Here is a 22,927-nt window from a genome sequence, read left to right as displayed (position 1 = left end):
TCTCCAGGGATGGGGAAGGCGGTGGGGGCGCCGCCAGTCTAGGACCGTGCCGCCTCGTCGGCCTCGACGGCGACCGGGATCACCCTCGCGCCCCCGGTCGCGCGGCCGCTCGTCTCCCGTTCGTCGCTGCTGCGTCGCAGGTCGCGCACCGACCGGGACAGCAGCGCGGAGAGTGAGATGACGACGTAGACGGCGGCGCTGACGAGCATCAGCGTCTCGGTGTCGGCGACCGTGGCCAGCCACCCGTAGACGAAGGTGCCGATCGGGATGGCGACGAACGAGCCGAGCGCGTCGTAGCTCGAGACCCGCGAGAGCACGGTGACCGGCACGTGCTCGTGCAGGGCGGTGCTCCAGCCGACGCCGAAGACCTCGACCGCCGCCCCGGCGAGGAAGAACGCCACGGCCACCGGCACGAGGGCGGGCGCGGCGCCGAGCAGCACCATCGGCACGGCGAGGACGCAGATGGCGAGCATCCCGGCGCGCAAGGGGTGACGGAGCCGGAGCCGCAGCATCAGCAGCGTCATCAGCACGGTGCCGACGGCCTCGGCGCTGAGGACCACTCCCCACCCCGCCTCGCCGATGGACGGGCTCGACGTCGCGACCAGCGGGCCGAGCACACCGATGACGCCGGAGTGGATGGCGTTCGTCAGACCGAAGGCGAGGACGACGACCCACAGCCACTCGCGGCGGGTGAACTCGCCCCACCCCTCCCTCAGCTCACGCACCATCGAGTGCCGAGGGGCGTTCGCCTCGGAGGTACGGCGCTGCAGACCGACCCGGGCCAGGCACACGATCGCCACGGCATACGTCAGCGCGTCGACGGCGAGCGCCCACCCGGGACCGACGCCGACGACGAGCAGGCCGGCGACGGCGGGGCCGACGACGGCGAGTCCGCTGCGGCTGAACGAGAGCAGAGCGTTGGCCTGCTGGAGGCGTCCCCGGTCGACGACGAGCGGGACGATCCCCATCATCGCGGGCATCGTGAAGGCCGACACGGCGCCGTTGACGCCCTCGAGAACGGTCAGCTGCGTCAACGTCGCGTGCCCGCCGATGATGAGGAGCGCCGCCGACGCCTGCGTCAGGCACGTGAGCACGTGCGAGACCTGCAGCACGACGATGCGGGAGAACCGGTCGGCGACGACGCCGCCCACCAGGAGGAACACGACCATCGTGAGCGTCCGCACCCCGAGCACCTGCGCGAGGGCGCCGGCCGACTGGTCGATGTGAAGGACCGCGAAGGCGAGCGCCACCGGGACCATGACGGAGCCGGCCGTCGAGACGGTGCGCGCCGTGAAGTACCACGCGAACCGGCGGTCCGACAGTGCGCCGAGCGACTCCTTGACCTTCACCGGGCGCCACCGTTCTCGTTGCTCATGCGGAACGCCGCGACGGACAGGCTGGCGCGGACGGTGCCCTCCGTACGCGGTGGGCGGGCGCTCGCATGGAGCAGCCGGCTCGCCTCGGTGACGAGGTCGAGGACCCGCTCCCAGACCGGCGGCTCGACCCACAGCTCGGCGTCGGTGAGCTGCGACCTCTGCCCGCGCTCGCGCTCGGCCAACCGGCGAGGGATGGCGTCGGCGAGCACGCGTGCGTAGGCGAGCCTCTCGTCCTCGCTGGCCGGCGGGCTGCCCTGGGGCCGTTCGGCGTCCCAGCGGTGCCGGTACTTCTTGGCCCGCCCTCCGCGTACGCTCTCCTCCCCCGCCACCTCGAGCAGCCCCGCGGCGTGCAGCAGCCGAAGGTGGTAGCTCGCGTTCGCCTGGGTGACGTCGAGCTCGCGCGCGACCTCGGCGGCGCTCAGCTCGGCGCCCGTCAGCAGCGAGAGCATCTGCAGCCGCAGCGGGTGCGCCGTGGCCCGCAGCCCGCTGATGCGGTCATCCTCCAAAGACATGCTTGGGAGTATGCCGCGTCGCGGGAACGACCGTCAAGCGACCCTTTGACGGTCGTCCACTGACGTGCCCCGGCGCCGGCTGCGCGGCATGCCGCACCGGAGGGTGACAGGCTGGGCCCCGTGGAGCTCTCCCAGCAGCGCGTCCCCGGCTGTCCGAAGCGGATGGTCCACGGCCCGTGCGGCGGCGTCCGCGACGACGGGAGCTGCGAGATGCTCCCGACGCCGTGCGTCTTCGATGAGCTGAACGGTCTCCCGGTCGCCACGGTGGGCGGTTCGGATGCCGGGGTCGGCGAGCGGCCCGTGGAGCCGCCTCGCTCCGCCTGGCGGCCGCCCACGGTCCTGACCGACCTCAGCGTGCCCCCGGGGGATGCGGCCACCCTGCAGTCAACCGCGCGGCTGCTCGCCGGGAGCTGCGACGCCGTGCTGGTGGGCGACCACCAGGACCGCGTCGACTTCCCGCCCAGCACTCTCGCCCGGCTCATCGCGGATGCCGGCGCGGAGCCGTGGGTGACGTTGGCCTGTCGGGACCGCAACCGGATCGCCCTCGAGCAGGAGCTGCGTGCCCTCGCCCTGGACGGGCTCGCCACGGTGCTGTGCGTCACCGGGGACGGCCGCGCCTACGACGTGCGCCCCGACGTGACGCAGGCCTTCGACCTCGACGGGACGCGGCTGGCTGCCCTCGCCGCCTCGCTCGGGCTTCCCGTCGCGGTGGCGGAGACGCCGACCGCCCGACCGGTGGCGCTGCGCCCCCGGCGGCTGGTGCACAAGCAGGAGGCCGGCGCCCGGGTGGGAGCCCTGAACCACGTGCCCGGGCCGGCGCAGCTCGCGGAGTTCCTCGACGCGGCGCGCGCGGCGGGGCTGCGGATGCCGGTGATCGCCTCGGTCGTCGTGTTCACCGACCAGCGGTCGGCGGACGCGCTGGCCGCCCTGCCGGGTCTGGAGATCGCGGCGGAGCGCCGGGAGCGCGTGCTGACGGCAGACGACCCGGTCGAGGCCGGCATCGCCGCGGCGGTGGACGAGGCGAACCTGCTGCTGGGTATGCACGGCGTGGCCGGGGTGAACCTCTCCGGCCTCGCCTCGGCCGACGGCGTGCAGGCTGCTGCCGAGATCCAGGCCGAGATCGGACGCCGTGTCCGGGAAGCGCGAGGAGTACGACCGTGAGCAGCTCGACCCACCCCGCGGATCCGACGGACTCCACGGACGACATGGACTCCATGGACTCCATGGACTCCATGGACTCCATGGACTCCATGGATGCCGAGTTCGACACGGTCGCGGCGTGGACCGCCGACGTGGTCGCCGGGCTCGATCCCGACGAGCGCATCCCGGCGGCCTGCCGGGGCAGCGGCAGCCCCGGCGCCCTGCACTGGCTGCTCGACCAGGTGGCGCCCGATCTGGACGAGACCTTCCTCGACTGCGGCGCCGGCATCGGCGGACCAGCCGCTTTCGCGGCGCGGGAGACGGGCGTACGCCCGGTCCTCACGGAGCCGGCGCCGGGAGCGTGCCGAGCCGCGCGCTCCCTGTTCGGCCTGCCGGCGCTGCAGGCGGGCACCCAGCTGCCGATCGCGACGGGCGCCATCGGAGCCGGCTGGAGCCTGGGGGTGCTGTGCACGGTGGACGACCAGCCGGCCTACCTCGCGGAGCTGCGGCGGGTGCTGCGCCCGGCCTCGCGCTTCGGACTGGTCGTCTACTGCGCGGCCCGTCCCGGGGCACTTCGTCTCGAGCAGCCGGAGGGCAACGACTTCCCCACCGTCGAGGCTCTGGAGGCCATGCTCGACGGGGCGTCGCTGCGGGTGCTGACCAGCGGCTGGACCGACCACTTCGCCGCGTTCCCCGCCGACTGGGAAGAGGTCACGGGCAAGGTGCAGGCCGAGCTCGAGCGTCGCCACGGGGACGACCCGCGCTGGCAGGTGGCCGAGGAGCAGTCCAGCCGGATGGGCTCGCTGCTCTCGGCCGGTGAGGTGCGCGGGCGCATGCTCGTGGTGGCAGCGGCCTGATCCGCCGTCCCCGTCGGCACCGGGGGTGGCTGCCAGTCGGCGCGGGCACGTCGCGTCGAACCGGCGGCTGACGCTTCCCGGGGGTCTGGAAGGATCGGCTCTCGTGCACTCACCCACCGCTGCAGGCTGGTCCCGGGTGCTGCCGCAGCTTGGTGCGGGCCGGCTCAGGACCGGTCTGCGTGACGCCCGCGACCGGCTGGTGGCCTCCGACCCGGGACTCGGACGGCTCCGGCAGGCGCTCAGGGCGGTGCTCGCCGTCGGCACGACGGTGCTCGTGGAGTCCGTGTACGCCCGCGCGCTCGGTCTCCCCGTCACCATGGCGGTGCTGCTGGGGGCGATCGTGGCCATGCTCGTATCCACCCTGGTCAGCGAACCTTCCCGCACGGCGACGCTCGGCACCATGGCCGGCGTGCCCGTCGCCGCCTCGGTGGGAGTGACGCTGGGCGTCGTGACGTCCACCCGGCACGTGCTCGGCCTGGTCACGTTCGTCGTCGTGTCCTTCGTCGCGGTGTGGGTGCGCCGATTCGGGCCGCGCTGGTTCACCTACGGCTTCCTCACCTGGCAGGGCTTCTTCTTCGCCCTCTTCCTTCACCCGCCGCCGACCGCCCTGCCGTTCCTGCTCTCCGCCGTCGTCGTCGCGGCCGCGTGGGTGGCGCTGCTGCTGGTGACGGTCCTGCGGGGCAACCCGCGCGTGCGTCTGCGGCGCACCGTCGAGGCGCTCCGCGCCCGGGCCCGTGCCGGGATCGCGGCGATGATCGACGTCCTCGACGAGCCCGAAGCGGCCGGGCCCCAGCGCCGGCTGCGCACGCAGCTGGTGCAGCTCTCGGAGATCGCCCTGCTCATGGACGGCCAGCTCGCAGACCCGCGCGCCGTCCCCGCCGGTCTGCGGCGCGGGCAGGTGCGCCGCTGGGCCGTCGACATCGAGATCGCCATGGATGAGGCGGCCGCCGCGGTGGTGGACCTCGCGCGCCACAAGGACCAGCTGCCCGCCGGACAGCTCAGCGAGATTGTCCGCCTGCTCCAGTCGCTCGGATGGGGCGCCGGCGAGCAGGCGCGGCACCGGGTCGACACCCTCGGGCTGCCAGGTCCCTCGCAGGTGCCGGCGCTTCGCCGGCTCACGTGGGCAGCCTCGGACCTGCTGCGGCTGGTGGAGCAGTGGGACACCGGACTGCTGGACGACCCGACGACCACCCGCGCGGATGAGGACCCTCTCGACGCGGCCGACGGCGACGCCGACTTCGAGCCGGTCGTCACCTTGTTCGCCGGCAACCTGCCGGGGTCGGCAGCGGTCGCCTCGAACCTGTTCGAGGACACGGGCGACCGGGCACGGTGGTCGTTCGCCCGTCTGGAGCTGACGACGCGCCAGGCGGTGCAGGCGGCCCTCGCGGCTGCGCTCGCCATTCTCGTCGGCGAGCTCATCTCCGCCCAGCGGTACTACTGGGCGGTCATCGCCGCCTTCATCGCCTTCACCGGCGCGTCCAACGCCGGTGAGACCTTCCGCCGCAGCATCGCCCGGGTGGCGGGGACCATGGCGGGACTGGTCGGGGCGATCGCCCTGGCGCACGTGACGACGGGTCATCCCATCGCGGTCCTGACCGCGTTGTTCGCCTGCATCTTCCTGGCGTTCTACGTGCAACGGCTGTCGTACGCCGCCATGATCTTCTTCATCACCCTGCTCCTGGGGCAGATGTACACGTTGCTGAACACCTTCACCGACGCCGTGCTCGTCCTCCGCCTGGAGGAGACCGCCGCGGGTGCGGCCATCGGGGTCGCCGTCTCGATCCTGGTCCTGCCGACGGGTACGCGCGCCACCGCACGGGCGGCCCGCTCCGGCTTCCTCGTGCAGCTGGCCGACCTGCTGGACGGATGCGCCGACCACCTGCGAGCCGACCGGAGCAGCGACCTCCTGGCGCAGGCCGTCGCCCTCGACGCGTGGGGACGGCAGGTCGTGAACACCTACCGCGCCGTCGCCCGCGGCGGACTGGTCGGTGTCGACCGGGGACGGCTGCGCCACCGGCTCAGTGTCCTCGGTGCCTGCGGCGGGCACGCGCGGGCGCTCGCCGTCGTGGTGACCGAGTCCGCAATCGCCTCCCCCGCGCTGGCGACCGCCTGCTGCGACCTCGCGGCGCAGGCCCGCAGCCTCGCCGAGCTCGGCGCGCTGCCCGCGCCCTCGGAGCTCGGTGCCGCTGTGGCCGAAGCCCGAGAGCGCGTCACGACGCTGGTGGCCGCTCTTGCGGACGAGAGCTCGGGAACCGGACCGGCCAGCATCGAGATCGGCCGCGTGGCAGACGCTCTCACGTTGCTGGCCACTCCGTGAGTCGCCTCGTCCGCAGCACGGTGCGTCGCTGAGGTCACCGCCACGGCTGACCGAAGACCGAGGTCGTCAGCTCGAGACGGGCGGGGCCCAGTGCGGGCGCGGTACCAGACAGAACGGGTGCCCGGCGGGGTCGGCGAACACGGTGTCATCCAGCCGGCGTGCGCCGAGCGCGAGCACCAGTGGCGTTGCCGCCTCGACGTCATCGACCATGACGTCGAGATGCACCTGCTGTGGCACGTCGGGACCGGGCCACGTCGGTGGCCGGTGGTCCGGTGCCAGCTGGAAGGCAAGCCCCGAGGACTGGTCGCTGTCGGACACCACGACCCAGTCCGGGCTGTCGTAGGTGATCGGCTGCCCGAGCAGTGCCGCGTAGAACTGCGCCAGGGCGCGCGGGTGGGGGCAGTCGATGACGGTGTGGTGCCTGCGTCCGATCACGCTCACGATCCTGCCGACGTCACGTGTCGTGCGCGAGATGACCCGCACCGACCTCGCGGTTGAAGGCGTCCAGGTGCTCCTTGGACTCCCACACCTCGGTGAGGTCGAAGCCTCGGTCGGTGGGATAGGCGACGTGGACGAGCAGGCCATCGCCGCCGCCTTCCTCGGCGAGCACCTGCAGAACCGCCTGGTGCATGGCCAGGTACGCCTCGATCGGTGCAGGGAAGTGGAGCGTGTATCCGTACATCGCCAGCCTCCATCTCGACCCTTCGATGGGAGGGCAGCGGCAGGACGTTTGTCAAGGACGTGGGCTCGCAAGAGGACGTCTCGGGCCGCCGGCGCTCAGAGGGTGCGCACCCACTCGTGGGTCGGGTCGAACTGCGCGACGGCGTCTCGGAGCCATCGCCTGGCCCGCGCGTCGAGCCGCGGGAGGCTGACGTCCACGTCCCGTCGGTCCTTGTCCCTGGCCTGCGCGGCCTTGAACATCAAGGTGACCTCAGGTCGGGCGTAGCGAAGCCCGTCCGGCGCGACCCAGGTGACGTCCTCGAGGTCCTCGGTGTGCGCGAGGTTCCTCTTGTTGCTCCAGCGGCCGTCGCTCTCAGGTGTGAAGGGCACGTCGAGGACCCAGGGCGACCGTGCATCCCGGCGGACCCACACCTGGCTGTCGGGTCGAACATCGGTGAAGCGGTGGTCGAAGGGCCGGAACCAGCTGTCGTCGACGTTCCACGGCGTCCAGCGGTCGCCGAGGAAGAGCCGAAAGGCCTCCGCGTCGCCGGACAGGATCGAGATGTCCATGTCCTCGTGCTCGCGGCCGACGCCCGTGAACGCCTCGAGACTCCACCCTCCGACGATCCACCAGGGCCGGTCGAAGCCGTCCATGAAGGCTGCGACCGAGGAGGGGTCCAGCGGGTCCCAGCCGCCGTACCAGCGCAGGAAGTCCTCGGGTCCGAGGGCACGAATGGCGGGTGGCTCTGCTGCGGGCGGTCTCGGCGGCACGGTCACGCACAGTACCGCTGGGCGCGAGATCCACGTCGGCATGCTCCGGACGACGGCCTCTCGGCAGCGTCCCGGCGCTACCCCTCGCGTTCGACGTCGAAGGTGAAGCCCTGTGCCCGCAACCTTTCCACGAGGACCTCGCCCAGCGCCGTGGCCGGCGTGCACACCCCGACACGCTGGGGGACCCGGTCGTCCAGCGCCAGGGCCAGGACCGTCTGGCCGAGCATCACTGCCGTGCCGCCGTAGCCGGGGTCGTAGTCGGCGCCGACGCGCGTGCGGTAGCGGGCTCCGGTCGTCGTGGTGGCGTGGATCTCCATGCGGAAGCGGCCGGCTGCCCGGCTCTCCGGGCTCGGTCCCTCCCCCGGCGCCGGCAGGAACCGGTCGAGGAGCGCACGGGTCGGCGAGAACGACAGGCCGGCCACGGCGCCGCCGAGACCCACCGCCATACCGGCGGCCATCACCGGCGACATGGGTCCGGAGCCGAAGTCGGTCGCCTCCCGGTAGCGCAGCCCGCGACCGTAGGACCAGTCGGAGAGGGTGTTCGACAGTCGCACGATGCGGGTGTTGAAGGAGGCCATGACGAAGGGCCCGGTCCACCGCCCGGTGCCGGCGTCGCGGTCGACGGGGACGAGGCGACGCAGCCGGCCCAGCACGCCGTCGGCGCCGCGGCGCCGACCGGAGGACGGCTCCTCGGCACGCCGGGGGCTGAGGCCGTACGCGTCACTGACCACTCGGCGTGCCGCGGGGTCGGAGCGCATCGTGATCGCCTGCTGCCGCATCGAGTCCACCGTGCCGCCGGAGAGGCCGCCCTTCATGGACCGGACGAGGAGCGTGGTGTCGGCCAGGGTGCCCTCACCGTCGGCCGCGGCACGCCGGGCGGTCACGAGGACGCCGAGGTCGGACGGGATGGAGTCGAAGCCGCAGGCGTGCACGATGGCGGCTCCGCTCTCGCGCGCGCGGTCGTCGAGCTCGTCGAGCGACCAGCGCACGAAGAGCACCTCGCCCGTCAGGTCGGCGTAGTGGGTGCCCGCCTCGGCGCAGACTCGGGCAACCTCCGTGCCGTATGCCGTGTAGGGCCCCACCGTGGTCGCGAGCACCCGGGTGCGCCCGGCGAGTGCACGCAGCCCCACCGCGTCGGAGGCGTCCACCGTCACCAGCTCCCACGCGGACGCCGCCGAGCCGAGCTCGATGCGCAGGGCCTCCAGCCGCTCACGGGACCGGCCGGCGAGAGCGACCCCCAGCCCCGGACCGGCGTTGCGAGCCAGGTGCGACGCGGTGAGGGCACCGACGAAGCCGGTGGCGCCGTAGAGGACGATGTCGAGCTCGCGTTCGGGCATGCCGTCACTCTGTCACGACGGCACGCCCACGCAGGCGCCGTCAGAAGGTGTCGAGCGGGTCGACCCGCACCGTGATGATGTCGGCCTCCTTGCGCGCGGACCGGAACGCCTTGAGGGCCAACAGCGCCCGGGTCAGAGCTGCCGTCTCGCCGAGGGGCACGCGTACGAGCGCGTGGTGGTCGGCCGGGGCGCGGTCGGGGTCGGCGTCGACGGCGGCCCGGCGCAGCGCGGCGGCCGCCGGCGAGAGCCGCACGGGTCCCAGCACCTGTGCCGAGGCCGGCAGGTCGGCCTGCTCGAGCGCCTCCTCGAGGGGCCGGCGGCCGCCGGTCAGCTGGGCCATCCGGACGGCCGGCGGCAGGCCGAGCTCGCGCCGCTCCTCGAGCTCGCGCGCGGCCAGCCAGGCGGGGTCCCAGCGCACGAGGGCCTCGACCGGGGGCAGCGCGACGGCTTCGGGCGCACCGCTGAGGACGACCGCCCGCCCCTGCCGGGCGAGGGCGGCCGCTGCCATCCAGCGCCGCAGGGCCTCGAGCGGCGCGTCGAGGACGGGCAGGTCGAGGCTCGCCCAGGCGTCGAGGAGCAGCACCGCGGTGTAGCCGCCGTCGGCGACCGGCTCGGCACCGGGGGTGGCGATCACGAGGGCGGGCTCACGTCCCACCGTGGCCAGCACCTCTCCCGACCCGGAGGTGTGGACCGGGAACCCCGGGAACGCGCGGCCGATCTCCTCGGCCGTGCGGCGGGCGCCGGTCACCGAGGAGCGCAGGCGCCGGGACCCGCAGTGCCCGCACTCGAAGCCCGAGCCGGCCAGGGCCAGGCCGCACCAGCGGCACGAGGGGGCGGTCCCGGCGGCACCGAGCGCGACCGCCCCCTGGCACCTGGCACACCGCACCGGGGTCCGGCACTCGGCGCAGCTGAGCGCCGGGAGGTAGCCCCGCCGGGGCACCTGCACGAGCACCGGGCCGTCGACGAGGGCGTCCTTGGCGACGCGCCAGGCCCGCGACGGGATGTGCGCCCGCGCCGCCGGCCCGTCCCGCTCCTCGTCGACGCCCTCGCCGGCGATCGTCACGCGCGGAGCCGCGGCCCGCAGGGCGGCACCGTCGGCCTCGACGGGCACCAGCGCGCCGGACTGGATCCCCACCTGCACGCGCAGGCTGCGGCTGTAGCCGCCGGCCAGCAGGGCGGCGCCGGTCACGGCGGCGCGCAGCCCCAGCACGACCCCGACGTGGTGGTACGGGGCACGTGGCTCTGCCAGGAGGTCGTCGCCGTCGTCCCACCACGCCACGAGGCCGAGGTCGTGGACGGGTGCGAAGGCCGCTGCCCGCGTGCCGATCACGAGGCGGGCGTGGCCACGCAGCACCTTGAGCCACGCCGTGTAGCGGGCCTGCGGACCCTGGTCGGCGGTGAGGCGCACGTGCCGTCCCTTGCCGAGCAGCGCGGTCAGCGCCGCGTCGAGCCGGTCGACGTCGCGGTGGTCGGGCACGACGAGCAGGACGCCGCGGCCCGCGGCCAGCGCCGTCGCGGCCGCCACGGCCAGCGCCTCGGGCCAGTCGTCGGCGGGCGCACGCCCGGGCAGCGCGGTCCACGCCGCGGCGGGGCCCTCCCCCTCGGCGAGCCGTCGCAGCCACGCCGGGCCGGCGGGGTATGCCGTCCACGGACCCGGTGCCGGCGCGGTGACGTCCTCCTGCGGCGGGCACTCGAGCGGCAGGTTGCGCTCCGCGGTCGCGTGGCGCTTCGGCACGGCCAGGCGCAGGACGTCGCTCAGCGTCCCCGCATACCGGTCGGCGACGGCGCGGCACAGCGCGAGGACCTCGGGGGTGAGCACCGGCTCGGGGCTCACCACCCGGCGCAACGGTGTCAACCGGCCGTCGTGCTGCGGCCGCTCGCGCCGCTCCACGACGAAGCCGTCGAGCTCACGCCCGGAGAACCGGACCCGAACCCGCGCGCCGGGCACGGCGTCGGCGGCCAGCTCGTCGGGCACGGCGTACTCGAAGACGCGGTCGAGGTGAGCGAGGGGCGTCTCCACGACGACGGCAGCAACCGGCCCTGCGGCCGGTCGCTGCTCGATGTCCTCGTCCCCCACGGGGGCGAACCTATCCTCAGCCGGAGACAGCGGCGCGCAGCTCCTCCACGCGGTCGGTGCGCTCCCACGTGAAGGGGTTCTCGACCCCGTCGGCCTTGGTGCGGCCGAAGTGGCCGTAGGCGGCCGTGGGGCGGTAGATCGGGCGCAGCAGGTCGAGCGCGTCGACGATCGCCGCCGGGCGCAGGTCGAAGACGTCGCCGATCGCCTGCTGGATCTTGTCGACCGGCACGGTCTCGGTGCCGAACGTCTCGATGTAGAGACCGACGGGCTGCGCCTTGCCGATGGCGTAGGCGACCTGGACCTCGCAGCGACGGGCGAGACCCGCGGCGACGACGTTCTTGGCGACCCAGCGCATCGCGTACGCGGCGGAGCGGTCGACCTTGCTCGGGTCCTTGCCGGAGAAGGCGCCGCCACCGTGGCGGGCCATGCCGCCGTAGGTGTCGACGATGATCTTGCGGCCGGTGAGGCCGGCGTCGCCCATGGGGCCGCCGATCTCGAAGCGGCCGGTCGGGTTGATCAGGGCCCGGTAGCTGCTCACGTCGAGGTCGTTGCCGCCCTCACGCAGCTCGGCGAGCACCGGGTCGATGACGTGGGCCTTGATGTCGGGCTCGAGCATCCCCTCGAGGGACACGTCGGGTGCGTGCTGGGTCGAGAGCACGACGGTGTCGAGCGAGACCGCACGGTCACCCTCGTAGGCGATGGTCACCTGCGTCTTGCCGTCGGGGCGCAGGTACGCGAGCTCCTCGCTCTTGCGGACCTGCGTCAGGCGCTCGGAGAGTCGGTGGGCCAGGAAGATCGGCAGCGGCATCAGCTCGGCGGTGTCGTCGCAGGCGTAGCCGAACATCAGGCCCTGGTCGCCGGCGCCCTGCTTGTCGAGCAGGTCCTCGACGTCGCCGGTGCGGTGCTCGTGCGCGGTGTCGACGCCCTGGGCGATGTCGGGCGACTGGGCGCCGATGGAGATGGAGACCCCACAGGTACGGCCGTCGAAGCCCTTCTGGGACCCGTCGTAGCCGACCTCGAGGATCGTCTCGCGCACGATCCTGGGGATCTCGACGTAGGCGGTCGTCGACACCTCGCCGGCCACGTGCACGAGGCCGGTCGTCACCATCGTCTCGACCGCGACCCGCGCCTGCGGGTCGGAGGCCAGGAGGGCGTCGAGGATCGAGTCACTGATCTGGTCGCAGATCTTGTCCGGGTGTCCCTCGGTGACGGACTCGGATGTGAACAGACGTGCGGACACTTGAACTCCCTGCCTCGGATGAGCGATGGGTACTGGTTGGTGGAGCACGGAGGGTGCTGGTGGCTGTGGACGCGCCGAGCCGGATGACCGACGGGGGCGCTGCGGCGAGAGTCTAGTGGTCAGTGCAGGAGCGGCAAGACGGTGTCCCAGAGGGCGTCGGCCACGACGTCCTTGGACGCCGGCCCGACGGTGGTGACCTCGTCGCTCCCCCGACGCAGGAGGTGGACGGTCGTGTCGTCCTTGCCGAAGGTCAGCTCGGTGCCGACCTGGTTGACGACCTGCAGGTCGCTGCCCTTGCGGGCGAACTTCGACCGCGCGTGCTCCATGACGGTGCCGTGGGCGTCGCCGGTCTCGGCGGCGAAGCTGACGATGAAGGGCGACCGGGCACTGCCCGCGTCCCGAGCCGCGACGAGTCCCCGGACGATGTCGGGGTTCTCGACGAGCTCGACCCGCAGGCCCGCCTCGGGGTCCGACGACTTCTTGATCTTGCTGGCGCTCACGCTCGCGGGCCTGAAGTCGGCGGGGGCGGCCGCCATGACGACGACGTCGGCGCCCTGGGCTGCGGCCTCGACGGCGCGTTGCAGCTCGAGCGTGGTCTCGACCCGCTCGACGACGACACCGTCGGGCACGGGCAGGGACACGTTGGCCGCGACGAGCGTGACCTTGGCGCCCCGCTCGGCCGCGGCCCTGGCGATCGCCAGGCCCTGCTTGCCCGACGAACGGTTGCCGAGGTAGCGCACCGGGTCGAGCGGCTCACGGGTGCCACCGGCGGACACCACGACACGGCGGCCCTCGAGGTCTTGGGGGCGGGGAGGAGCACTGCCGTCACCGTCGAGCAGGGCCAGGCATGCGGCATACAGCTGCTCGGGCTCGGGCAGGCGGCCCGCACCGGAGTCCTTGCCGGTGAGGCGGCCCACCGCGGGGTCGATGACGTGGGCGCCGCGGGAGCGCAGCGTGGCCACGTTGGCCTGCGTGGCCGGGTGCTCCCACATCTCGGTGTGCATGGCCGGCGCGAAGGCGACCGGGCAGCGTGCGGTGAGCAGCGTGTTGGTGAGCAGGTCGTCGGCCAGGCCGTGCGCGGCCTTCGCGAGCAGGTCGGCCGTGGCCGGCGCGACGACGACGAGGTCGGCCGCCTGGCCGATGCGCACGTGCGGGACCTCGTGCACCGAGGTCCACACCTCCGTGCTGACCGGCTTGCCCGACAGCGCCGACCACGTCGGCGCGCCGACGAACTGGAGGGCCGACGCGGTGGGCACGACGGTGACGTCGTGCCCGTGCTCGGTGAAGAGCCGGAGCAGGGAGCACGCCTTGTAGGCGGCGATGCCGCCACTCACCCCGAGCACGACGCGCATCGGCTGCTCCGACCCCTTCGGGATGCTCAGGCCTCGGTGGGCGTCGAGGTCAGCAGCCCCTCGTTGATCTCACGCAGGGCGATCGACAGCGGCTTCTCGTGGACCTCGGTCTCGACGAGCGGGCCGACGTAGTCGAGCAGGCCCTCCTGCAGCTGGGAGTAGTAGGCGTTGATCTGGCGGGCGCGCTTGGCGGAGTAGATGACGAGCGCGTACTTCGAGTCGGCGGCGGTCAGGAGGTCGTCGATCGGCGGGTTGGTGATGCCGATGGGAGCAGCCTGGGTACCGGACACAGTGATCTCGTTTCGTTGGTTTCAGCGGACGTGGGATGCGCACCGCGACGTCGACCGCGTGGCGGTCGCCTGTCTTCTGGCACACATCACATCGGGACTCACCGGCCGGCGCGTCCCGATCTCATCAATGATACGAGTTCTTCGCTCGCCCGACGAACATCGTCGTTGACGATGACCTCGTCGAACTCCGTCTGGGCCGCCAGCTCCTCTCGAGCGGTCGACAGCCGGCGCTCCCGCTCACCGTGGTCCTCGGTGCCGCGGCCGACGAGGCGACGCACCAGCTCGTCCCAGCTCGGCGGGGCGAGGAACACGAAGAGGGCGTCGGGCCACGTCTCGCGCACCTGGCGGGCGCCCTGCAGGTCGATCTCGAGGAGGGCGTCGCGTCCCTCGCGGATGACCCGCTCGACCGGGCCGCGCGGAGTGCCGTACTTCGCCGCGCCGTGCACGACGGCGTGCTCCAGGAACTCGCCGGCCGCGACCAGCCGGTCGAACTCCTGGTCGTCGACGAAGTGGTAGTGCACGCCGTCGACCTCGCCGGGGCGCGGCCGCCGGGTCGTCATGGAGACGGAGAACCACACGTGGGGGAAGTGCGTGCGCACGTAGGCCGCGATGGTGCCCTTGCCGACGGCGGTCGGACCCGCGAGGACGGTCAGCCGGCCCGTCTGGACGCCGCCGAGGTCCTGCGGCGCCGGGGTGGCGAAGGCGGGCGCAGGGGAAGCGGAGGAGCTGGACGAGGAGCCGGCTCGAGGGTGGTCGGTGGACATCAGGGCGTCTCGAAGCGGTGCAACAGGGCTGCGACCTGGTTGGCGCCGAGCCCACGGACCCGACGCGACTCGGCGATGCCGACCTCGTCCATGATCGCCCGGGCCCGCACCCTGCCGACGCCCGGCATGGACTCGAGCAGCTCGGTGACCTTCATCTTGCCGATGACGGGGTCGTTCTTGCCGTCCTCGAGGACCTCTGCCAGCGAGCCGCTGGAGTACTTGAGCCGGTTCTTGACCGCTGCCCGCTCCCGACGTGCGGCGGCAGCCTTCTCGAGTGCTGCAGCTCGCTGCTCAGGGGTCAGCGGGGGAAGCGCCACGGTCTTCGGTCTCCTCATGCGTAGGAGAGCGCCGTGCGCCCCCCGTCGTTCTCGACGTCTGCGTTCTTGTCTCCGCCGAACCTAGCGATCGGCCCTCGTGCGCCGCAACGCGGGGTGCCGCGTCGCACCGACCCGGCGCACCCCGGGGGTGCGCCGTGGCTCACTGTCCGAGGTCGACCCCGCACGTCTCGCGGGCGTGCGTCTCCACGCGCTTGGCGGAGCTCTCGAAGGAGCGCAGCTGGCTCGTCAGGGCGGTGAGGTCGGGTCGGGCCACCGTGAACTTCTCGAACAACGAGCGCAGGGAGGTCCAGTCCGCCCGCACCTCCTCGGGGGCGCTCGCCTCGACCGTGCGGACGGAGGCGACGAGCCGCTTGGCGGCGGCCGGGTTGCCGAGTGCGGCCCCGGCGCCCTTCCACTGCGCCTGGGCGGCGGTGAGCGCGTCGCAGTAGGAGGCGGTCGCGTCGGCCGTGCACCCTGCCAGGGGCAGCGCAGCCAGGAGCGCCGCGGCCGTCGCAGCCACCACAGCGGGTCCCCTGCCCGCGACGGTCGTTCGCATACCGACACCGTATGCCGTGTCGCGGGCGCTCAGCGCCGCGGTAGCGACTCCGCGACGCGCACTGCCTGGGCGGCAAGGCGGGCCGGCTCGGGACCGGCGGCGAGGATCTCACGGCTCGAGGAGGCCAGCACCTGGTGGCGGGCAGCGCCGAACGTCGCCTCGAGCGACTCGGGCGTGCCGCCCTGGGCGCCGACACCCGGCGCGAGCACCGGCGTCGCCGCCCCGACGAGGTCGAGGCCGAGGTCGTCCACCGCGCTGCCCACGGTCGCGCCGATGACGAGGCCGATGCTGCCGAGCTCTCCACGGGCGCGCGCAGATGCGTTGTCACCGGCCGCGCCACGCACGACGGACGCCGCGACCGACTCGCCGTCGCGTACGGCGTGCTGGACACCACGTCCCTCGGGGTTCGACGTGAGGGCCAGGACGAAGAGGCCGCGCCCCGTCTGCTGGGCCAGGTCGATGGCCGGGCGGAGCGACTCGTAGCCCAGGAAGGGGCTCACCGTGAGGGCGTCCGGGGGCGCGACGGCGTCCTTCCCGAGGAACGCCTCCGCGTATGCCGTCATGGTCGAGCCGATGTCCCCGCGCTTCGCGTCGAGGATCGTCAGCGTGCCGGCCTCGCCCAGCTCCCTGAGGACCCGCTCGAGGACGGCGACACCGCGGCTGCCGAAGACCTCGAAGAACGCCGACTGTGGCTTGACCACGGCGACCCGGCCGGCGAACGCCTCGACACAGGTCAGGGCGAAGCGCTCGAGCCCGGCCAGGTCGTAGGTCAGGCCCCAGGACTCGACGAGGCCGCGGTGCGGGTCGATGCCGGCGCACAGCGGACCGTGCGTGCTCATGGCCTCCTCGAGGCGCGCCCCGAATGCCTTCATCGGTGGTTCTCCTTCACGTCGCGGGATGGCGTCAGGTCGGTGTTCACGGTGGCGATGCCCGTCAGCGACCGTGGGCCACGGCGACGGCGTCGGTGAACCGCTCGAAGCCCCTGTCCGCGAGCAGGTCGGACAGCTCACGCAGCACCCGGACGGGCGCCGAGGGGTCGTTGAAGACGACGGTGCCGACCTGGATGGCGCTCGCCCCCGCGGCGACGAGCTCGAGGGCGTCCCGCCCGGTGCGCACTCCCCCGACGCCGATGATCGGCACGGTCGGGATGCGGCCCTCGAACATCGCCTGGCGCACCTGCCAGATGGCGCGCACGGCCACCGGCCGGATGCCGGGGCCGGACAGGCCGCCGGTGACGCCGCCGAGCTGCGGGCGCAGCCGGTCGGTGTCGATGACCATGCCGAGCAGCGTGTTGATCATCGTCAGGCCGTCGGCGCCGGCCTTGACGCAGGCTGCAGCGATGGCGGTGATGTCGGTGACGTCGGGGCTGAGCTTGGCGAAGACCGGGATGTGCCTCGGCAGCTGCTCGCGCACGAGTGCGATGACCTTGGCCGAGGCCAGCGGGTCGCAGGCGAACACGAGGCCGCGGTTGGCGACGTTGGGGCACGAGATGTTGACCTCGACGCCGACGACGGACTCGAAGGCCCGGCTGGCCCGCAGCCGCGCCGCCACGTGGGCGTACTCCGTGCTGGAGCTCCCCGCGATCGAGGGCAGCACCCGGGCGCCGACGGACTGCAGCCAGGGCAGGTCCTCCTCGACGAACGCGTCGATGCCGGGGCCCTGCAGTCCGATCGAGTTGAGCATGCCGGACGGCGTCTCGGCCATGCGCGGGGTGCCACGACCCGAGCGCGGGTCGGCCATGACCGACTTGGTCACGAAGGCGCCGAGGTCCGCGACGTCGAAGAAGCGGTGCAGCTCCTTGCCGTTGGCGGCGCAGCCCGAGGCCGTCATGAGCGGGTTGGGCAGCCGGTGACCGCCGCCGAGGTCGACGGACATGTCGACGGCGAGCTCGTCCGAGCCGCTCGGGGCGTCCTGCGACAGCTCTGTCAGCTCGGACATCAGTGACCACCCACCTTCGGCGCGCCGACGCAGTCGTCGGGGACACGGGCATGACGGCCCTCGAAGGCGTCCCACCGGACGCGGTCGCCACGGAAGACGGGACCCTCGACGCACGAGCGGACCATGCGGGTCCTGTCGTCCGCACCGACGACGGGCATGACGCACGTCATGCAGACCCCGACACCGCAGGCCATCGACTCCTCGACGGCGACCTGCGCGACCGCGCCGTGGGCCTGGGCCACCCGGGTGACCGACTCGAGCATGCCCATCGGGCCACACGCATACGCGACCGACGCCCTGGTGCGCTCGATGATCTCGGGCAGCGGGTCGCTGACCCAGCCCTGCTGGCCGGCGGAGCCGTCGTCGGTGGTGACGGTGACGCCGTCGCAGCTACGACGCGCCTCGACGACGCCGAAGAGGCGGTCCTCGCTCGCTGCACCGAGCACCATCTCGACGTGGCAGCCGCGGGCACGCAGCTCGCCGGCGAGCCAGAAGAGCGGTGCGCTGCCGTAGCCGCCGCCGACCAGCACGCAGGCGACGGGCTCGGTGGGCAGCGGGAACGCCTTGCCGAGGGGACCGACGACGTCGATCGTGTCGTGGGGAGCCCGCTCGACGATCCACCGGGTGCCGGCGCCGACGGCCGACACGACGATCTCGACGGTGCCGCCGTAGGTGCCGCTCGGGCTGACCTTGTGGATCGAGAACGACCGCCGCAGCAGGTTGCCGGACGTATCGTCGCCGACGGCGAGCGCGACGAACTGGCCCGGACGGGCGAGCTCGGCGACGCCGGGCGCCACGAGGGTGATGTGCTGGTAGGCGCCGACCCGGCGGGTCGCGATGACCTCCGCGACCTCCTGCGTCACCCGCGCCCGCATCGCGCGCTCGGTCATGCGCCGACCCCCGCCGTGACGGCCAGGGACTCCCGCCGGCCGTAGAGGTCGAGGTCGCGGGCGTGGTCCTGCAGGGACTTGACGCGGATCTCCTCGGTCAGGCCCGCCTCGATGCCGAGCACCGCGGCCGCGAGCGTCGCGATGGTCGTGATGATCGGCTTGTCGGCACTCGTCGTCGCGGCGCGGATCGCGTAGCCGTCGGCGCGGGCGTCCTGGCCCGACGGGGTGTTGACGACCATCTGCACGGTGCCGTCGAGGATCAGGTCGACGATCGACCTCTCGCCCGACACGTCGCCGTCACGCTCGGTGATCTTGCGCACCACCGTGGCCTCGATCCCGTTGCGCTTCAGCACCGCTGCGGTGCCGCTCGTCGCGAGGATGGTGAAGCCGAGGTCGACCAGGCGCTTGACCGGGAAGAGCATGGCGCGCTTGTCACGGTTGGCGACCGACACGAAGATCGCGCCGGAGCGCGGCAGCGCCGAGCCGCCGCCCTGCTGGGCCTTGGAGAAGGCCGAGCCGAAGTCGACGTCGATGCCCATCACCTCGCCGGTCGATCGCATCTCCGGGCCGAGGAGCGAGTCGACCGCGACACCCTCCTTGGTGCGGAAGCGCTTGAAGGGCAGGACGGCCTCCTTGCAGGAGACCGGAGCGTGGTCGGGCATCCGGCCGCCGTCGCCGGTGGCCGGCAGCAGGCCCTCCTCGCGCAGCTCCTTGATCGTGGAGCCCAACATGACCCGGGCCGCGGCGCTCGCGATCGGCACGCCGGTCGCCTTGGCGACGAACGGCACCGTGCGCGATGCCCTGGGGTTGGCCTCGATGACGTAGAGGATGTCCTGGGCCAGGGCGAACTGGACGTTCATCAGGCCGCGCACGCCGATGCCCTCGGCGAGCTTGCGCGTCGCGACGCGCACCCGCTCGAGCTCGCCGTCGCCGAGGGTGGCGGGCGGCAGGGTGCACGAGCTGTCGCCCGAGTGGATGCCGGCCTCCTCGACGTGCTCCATGATCCCGCCGAGGTACATGTCCTCGCCGTCGAAGATCGCGTCGACGTCGATCTCGATCGCGTCGTCGAGGAACCGGTCGACGAGGACCGGGTGCTCCGGCGAGGCCTCGGTGGCCTTCTCCATGTAGGTGACGAGCGAGTCGTCGTCGTAGACGATGACCATGCCCCGGCCGCCGAGGACGTAGGACGGGCGCACGAGCACGGGGTAGCCGATCTCGCGGGCGATCACGAGCGCCTCGCCGGAGCTGTATGCCGTCCCGTGCTTGGGCGCGATGAGCCCGGCCTTGGCGAGCACCTGGCCGAAGGCGCCACGGTCCTCGGCGAGGTGGATCGCGCCGGGAGAGGTGCCGACGATCGGCACGCCGGCGTCCTCGAGCGCCTGGGCCAGTCCGAGCGGCGTCTGGCCGCCGAGCTGGACGATGACTCCGGCGATCGGGCCGGCCTGGCTCTCGGCGTGGATGACCTCGAGGACGTCCTCGAGCGTCAGGGGCTCGAAGTAGAGCCGGCTGCTCGTGTCGTAGTCGGTCGAGACCGTCTCGGGGTTGCAGTTGACCATGACCGTGTCGAAACCCTTGTCGCGCAAGGAGAACGACGCGTGCACGCAGGAGTAGTCGAACTCGACGCCCTGGCCGATCCGGTTGGGCCCGGACCCGAGGATGATGACCGCCGGGCGCTCCCGCGGCTCGACCTCGGTCTCCTCGTCGTAGGAGCTGTAGTGGTAGGGCGTCGCGGCGGCGAACTCCGCGGCACACGTGTCGACGGTCTTGTAGACCGGGCGCACCCCGAGGGCGTGGCGCACCCCGCGGACCACGGCCTCCGGCATACGGCGGAGAGAGGCCACCTGCGCGTCGCTGAAGCCGTGGCGCTTGACGAGCCGGAGCAGCTCGGGCGTCAGCTGGTCGGCCTCCGAGAGCATGTCGGCGACGTCGTTGAGCAGGGCGATCTGGTCGAGGAACCACGGGTCGATGCCGGTGGCGTCGTGCACCTCCTCGACGGTGCACCCGCCGCGCAGCGCCTGCTGCACGGCGACGAGCCGGCCGTCGGTCGGGACCGTCGCCTCCTCGAGCGCCCGCTCGGCCTGCAGCCTGGTGATCTCGCCGTCCCAGTGGAAGCTCGCGCCCCTCTTCTCCAGGGAGCGCAGCGCCTTCTGCAGCGCCTCGGTGAAGTTGCGGCCGATGGCCATCGCCTCGCCGACCGACTTCATCGTCGTCGTCAGCGTCGGGTCGGCGGCCGGGAACTTCTCGAAGGCGAAGCGGGGGACCTTGACGACGACGTAGTCGAGCGTCGGCTCGAAGCTCGCCGGCGTCTCCCGGGTGATGTCGTTGGGCACCTCGTCGAGCGTGTAGCCGAGCGCCATCTTCGCCGCGATCTTCGCGATCGGGAAGCCGGTCGCCTTGGAGGCCAGCGCACTGGAGCGCGAGACGCGCGGGTTCATCTCGATGACGATGATGCGCCCGTCGGCCGGGTTGACGGCGAACTGGATGTTGCAGCCGCCGGTCTCGACGCCGACCTCGCGGATGACCGCGATGCCGATGTCGCGCAGCCGCTGGTACTCCCGGTCGGTCAGGGTCAGCGCGGGGGCGACGGTGATGGAGTCGCCCGTGTGCACGCCCATCGGGTCGAGGTTCTCGATGGAGCAGACGACCACGACGTTGTCGGCGTGGTCGCGCATGACCTCGAGCTCGTACTCCTTCCACCCGAGGATCGACTCCTCGAGGAGCACCTCCGTCGTCGGGGAGTACTGCAGCCCCTGGCCGCCGATGCGGCGCAGGTCGGCCTCGTCGTAGGCGAAGCCCGAGCCGAGACCGCCCATGGTGAAGGACGGGCGGACGACGACGGGGTAGCCGAGGTCCTCGGCGCCGGCGAGCAGCTCCTCCATCGAGTGGCAGATGATCGAGCGGGCCGACTCGGCAGCGCAGCGCTCGACGACGCCCTTGAAGGCCTCGCGGTCCTCACCGAGCTGGATGGCCTCGACGTTGGCGCCGATGAGCGGGCAGCCGTACTTCTCGAGGACGCCGTTCTCGTGCAGGGAGATCGCGCAGTTGAGGGCCGTCTGGCCGCCGAGGGTGGCGAGCACCGCGTCGGGACGCTCCTTGGCGATGATCGCCTCGACGACCTCGGGGGTGATCGGCTCGACGTAGGTGGCGTCGGCGAACTCGGGGTCGGTCATGATCGTCGCCGGGTTGCTGTTGACGAGGATGACGCGGATGCCCTCCTCACGCAGCACGCGGCAGGCCTGCGTGCCGGAGTAGTCGAACTCGCAGGCCTGGCCGATGACGATCGGCCCCGAGCCGATGACGAGGACGCTCTGAATGCTGGTGTTCTTCGGCATCAGGCGCTGACCTCCGTGGTCTGGTGGGTTGTCTGTCGGTCGGTCATGAGCTCCAGGAAGCGATCGAAGAGGTACGCCGCGTCGTGCGGGCCGGCTGCCGCCTCCGGGTGGTACTGCACCGAGTAGGCAGGCAGGTCAAGGCATTCCAGTCCCTCGACGACGTCGTCGTTGAGGCACACGTGCGAGACACGGACGCGGCCGTATGCCGTGTCGCTCTCCTTCTCGAGGGGCGCGTCCACCGCGAAGCCGTGGTTGTGGGCGGTGACCTCGACCTTGCCGGTGGTGCGGTCCATGACAGGCTGGTTGATCCCCCGGTGGCCGTACTTCAGCTTGTAGGTGCCGAAGCCGAGGGCCCGGCCGAGGAGCTGGTTGCCGAAGCAGATGCCGAAGAACGGGATGCGCCGGTCGAGCACCTCGCGAAGCAGCGTCACCTCGTTCTCCGCCGCGGCGGGGTCACCGGGGCCATTGGAGAAGAAGACCCCGTCGGGGCCCGACTCCCCCACGGCCAGGACGTCCTCGATCGTCGCCGTGGCGGGCAGCACGTGCACCTCGATGCCGCGCTGCGCCATGAGCGCCGGCGTCATCGCCTTGATGCCGAGGTCGACGGCGGCGACGGTGAAGCGCTTCTCGCCGACGGCGGGAACGGCATACGGCTCGTCGGTGCTGACCTCGGCGGCGAGCGCGGACCCGGCCATCTGGGGGCTCGTGCGCACCGCGTCGAGGAGCTCGGCCTCGGGGCGCTCGGCGGCCTCGCCGCTGAAGATGCCGACCCGCATCGCCCCGCGCTCGCGCAGGTGGCGCGTCAGGGCGCGGGTGTCGAGGTCGCAGATGCCGACGACGGCCTGCTCGACGAGCTCGTCCTCGAGGTCGCGGGTCGAGCGCCAGTTCGAGGCACGGATCGCGGGGTCGCGCACGACGTAGCCGGCGACCCAGATGCGGGTGCTCTCGTCATCCTCGGTGTTGACGCCGGTGTTGCCGACGTGCGGGGCTGTCATGACGATGACCTGCCGGTGGTAGCTCGGGTCGGTGAGCGTCTCCTGGTAGCCGGTCATGCCGGTGGAGAAGACCGCCTCGCCCACCGTCTGCCCGATCGCGCCGTAGGAGGCCCCGCGGAAGGTGCGGCCGTCCTCGAGGACGAGGGTCGCCGCGACTCGCTCGCGACGCTGCCTCCCCTCGCGGCTCGGCACGGTCAACGGTGTCT

21 protein-coding genes are annotated in these 22,927 nt (G+C 72.7%); 3 read left to right on the top strand and 18 right to left on the bottom strand.

The window, feature by feature from the left end:
* Positions 1-38: 38 nt before the first annotated feature.
* A complete protein-coding gene (locus ABD194_RS04720; RefSeq protein WP_343988423.1) occupies positions 39-1,349 on the bottom strand; it encodes an MFS transporter in 1,311 nt (436 codons plus the stop codon).
* The gene (locus ABD194_RS04715; RefSeq protein ID WP_343988420.1) at positions 1,346-1,888 is read right to left on the bottom strand and encodes an ArsR/SmtB family transcription factor; all 543 of its coding nucleotides are present in this window, start codon (positions 1,886-1,888) and stop codon (positions 1,346-1,348) included. Before ABD194_RS04715 ends, ABD194_RS04720 begins: the two co-directional genes overlap by 4 nt.
* Positions 1,889-2,008: 120 nt before the next feature.
* On the opposite strand from ABD194_RS04715, the gene ABD194_RS04710 reads away from it, so the two are divergent.
* From ABD194_RS04710 to ABD194_RS04700, 3 genes are all read left to right on the top strand, one after another.
* Positions 2,009-3,049, top strand: a complete 1,041-nt coding sequence (locus ABD194_RS04710; RefSeq protein ID WP_343988417.1) for a methylenetetrahydrofolate reductase C-terminal domain-containing protein — start codon at positions 2,009-2,011, stop codon at positions 3,047-3,049.
* Positions 3,046-3,885: a class I SAM-dependent methyltransferase gene (locus ABD194_RS04705; protein ID WP_343988413.1), complete on the top strand. Its 840-nt coding sequence runs from the start codon at positions 3,046-3,048 to the stop codon at positions 3,883-3,885. The genes ABD194_RS04710 and ABD194_RS04705 overlap by 4 nt, the downstream gene beginning before the upstream one ends.
* A 103-nt stretch (positions 3,886-3,988) precedes the next feature.
* On the top strand, positions 3,989-6,202 hold the full coding sequence (locus ABD194_RS04700; RefSeq protein ID WP_343988410.1) for an FUSC family protein: 2,214 nt from the start codon (positions 3,989-3,991) through the stop codon (positions 6,200-6,202).
* Between the two features lie 66 nt (positions 6,203-6,268).
* Here the strand turns inward: ABD194_RS04700 and ABD194_RS04695 are convergent, their stop codons facing one another.
* From ABD194_RS04695 to carA, 16 genes are all read right to left on the bottom strand, one after another.
* Positions 6,269-6,637: a VOC family protein gene (locus tag ABD194_RS04695; protein WP_343988408.1), complete on the bottom strand. Its 369-nt coding sequence runs from the start codon at positions 6,635-6,637 to the stop codon at positions 6,269-6,271.
* Between the two features lie 19 nt (positions 6,638-6,656).
* Positions 6,657-6,884, bottom strand: coding sequence for a hypothetical protein (locus tag ABD194_RS04690; RefSeq protein ID WP_343988406.1), 228 nt, complete (start codon positions 6,882-6,884; stop codon positions 6,657-6,659).
* Between the two features lie 95 nt (positions 6,885-6,979).
* Positions 6,980-7,633 carry a nucleotidyltransferase domain-containing protein gene (locus tag ABD194_RS04685; RefSeq protein ID WP_343988403.1) on the bottom strand — a complete coding sequence of 218 codons (654 nt, stop codon included), beginning with the start codon at positions 7,631-7,633 and terminating at the stop codon, positions 6,980-6,982.
* Positions 7,634-7,710: 77 nt separating this feature from the next.
* Entirely contained in the window at positions 7,711-8,970 is a 1,260-nt protein-coding gene (locus tag ABD194_RS04680; protein WP_343988400.1) for a saccharopine dehydrogenase family protein, read from the bottom strand.
* Positions 8,971-9,010: 40 nt separating this feature from the next.
* Positions 9,011-11,047, bottom strand: a complete 2,037-nt coding sequence (locus ABD194_RS04675) for a primosomal protein N' (RefSeq protein ID WP_343988397.1) — start codon at positions 11,045-11,047, stop codon at positions 9,011-9,013.
* 16 nt (positions 11,048-11,063) lie between these two features.
* Positions 11,064-12,287: a methionine adenosyltransferase gene (gene metK, locus ABD194_RS04670; protein ID WP_343988394.1), complete on the bottom strand. Its 1,224-nt coding sequence runs from the start codon at positions 12,285-12,287 to the stop codon at positions 11,064-11,066.
* Positions 12,288-12,406: 119 nt separating this feature from the next.
* Complete coding sequence (coaBC, locus tag ABD194_RS04665) at positions 12,407-13,639, bottom strand: bifunctional phosphopantothenoylcysteine decarboxylase/phosphopantothenate--cysteine ligase CoaBC (protein ID WP_343988391.1); 1,233 nt, start codon at positions 13,637-13,639, stop codon at positions 12,407-12,409.
* Positions 13,640-13,665: 26 nt separating this feature from the next.
* Entirely contained in the window at positions 13,666-13,929 is a 264-nt protein-coding gene (gene rpoZ, locus ABD194_RS04660) for a DNA-directed RNA polymerase subunit omega (RefSeq protein WP_020143994.1), read from the bottom strand.
* 98 nt (positions 13,930-14,027) lie between these two features.
* Positions 14,028-14,693: a guanylate kinase gene (gene gmk / locus ABD194_RS04655; protein ID WP_343988381.1), complete on the bottom strand. Its 666-nt coding sequence runs from the start codon at positions 14,691-14,693 to the stop codon at positions 14,028-14,030.
* Positions 14,693-15,010, bottom strand: coding sequence for an integration host factor, actinobacterial type (gene mihF / locus ABD194_RS04650; protein ID WP_343988378.1), 318 nt, complete (start codon positions 15,008-15,010; stop codon positions 14,693-14,695). Before mihF ends, gmk begins: the two co-directional genes overlap by 1 nt.
* A 160-nt stretch (positions 15,011-15,170) precedes the next feature.
* Positions 15,171-15,566, bottom strand: coding sequence for a hypothetical protein (locus ABD194_RS04645; protein ID WP_343988375.1), 396 nt, complete (start codon positions 15,564-15,566; stop codon positions 15,171-15,173).
* A gap of 29 nt (positions 15,567-15,595) precedes the next feature.
* On the bottom strand, positions 15,596-16,438 hold the full coding sequence (gene pyrF, locus ABD194_RS04640) for an orotidine-5'-phosphate decarboxylase (RefSeq protein ID WP_343988372.1): 843 nt from the start codon (positions 16,436-16,438) through the stop codon (positions 15,596-15,598).
* Between the two features lie 61 nt (positions 16,439-16,499).
* The gene (locus ABD194_RS04635) at positions 16,500-17,504 is read right to left on the bottom strand and encodes a dihydroorotate dehydrogenase (protein WP_343988369.1); all 1,005 of its coding nucleotides are present in this window, start codon (positions 17,502-17,504) and stop codon (positions 16,500-16,502) included.
* Entirely contained in the window at positions 17,504-18,394 is an 891-nt protein-coding gene (locus tag ABD194_RS04630; RefSeq protein WP_343988366.1) for a dihydroorotate dehydrogenase electron transfer subunit, read from the bottom strand. The genes ABD194_RS04635 and ABD194_RS04630 overlap by 1 nt, the downstream gene beginning before the upstream one ends.
* Positions 18,391-21,726, bottom strand: coding sequence for a carbamoyl-phosphate synthase large subunit (carB, locus tag ABD194_RS04625; protein ID WP_343988363.1), 3,336 nt, complete (start codon positions 21,724-21,726; stop codon positions 18,391-18,393). The genes ABD194_RS04630 and carB overlap by 4 nt, the downstream gene beginning before the upstream one ends.
* On the bottom strand, positions 21,726-22,913 hold the full coding sequence (gene carA, locus ABD194_RS04620; RefSeq protein WP_343988807.1) for a glutamine-hydrolyzing carbamoyl-phosphate synthase small subunit: 1,188 nt from the start codon (positions 22,911-22,913) through the stop codon (positions 21,726-21,728). Before carA ends, carB begins: the two co-directional genes overlap by 1 nt.
* Between the last annotated feature and the right edge of the window lie 14 nt (positions 22,914-22,927).

It is taken from the genome of Terrabacter terrae (assembly GCF_039529575.1).
In the GTDB taxonomy this organism is placed as follows: Bacteria; Actinomycetota; Actinomycetes; order Actinomycetales; family Dermatophilaceae; genus Terrabacter; species Terrabacter terrae.
This window is presented reverse-complemented; position numbering and strand designations above follow the sequence as displayed.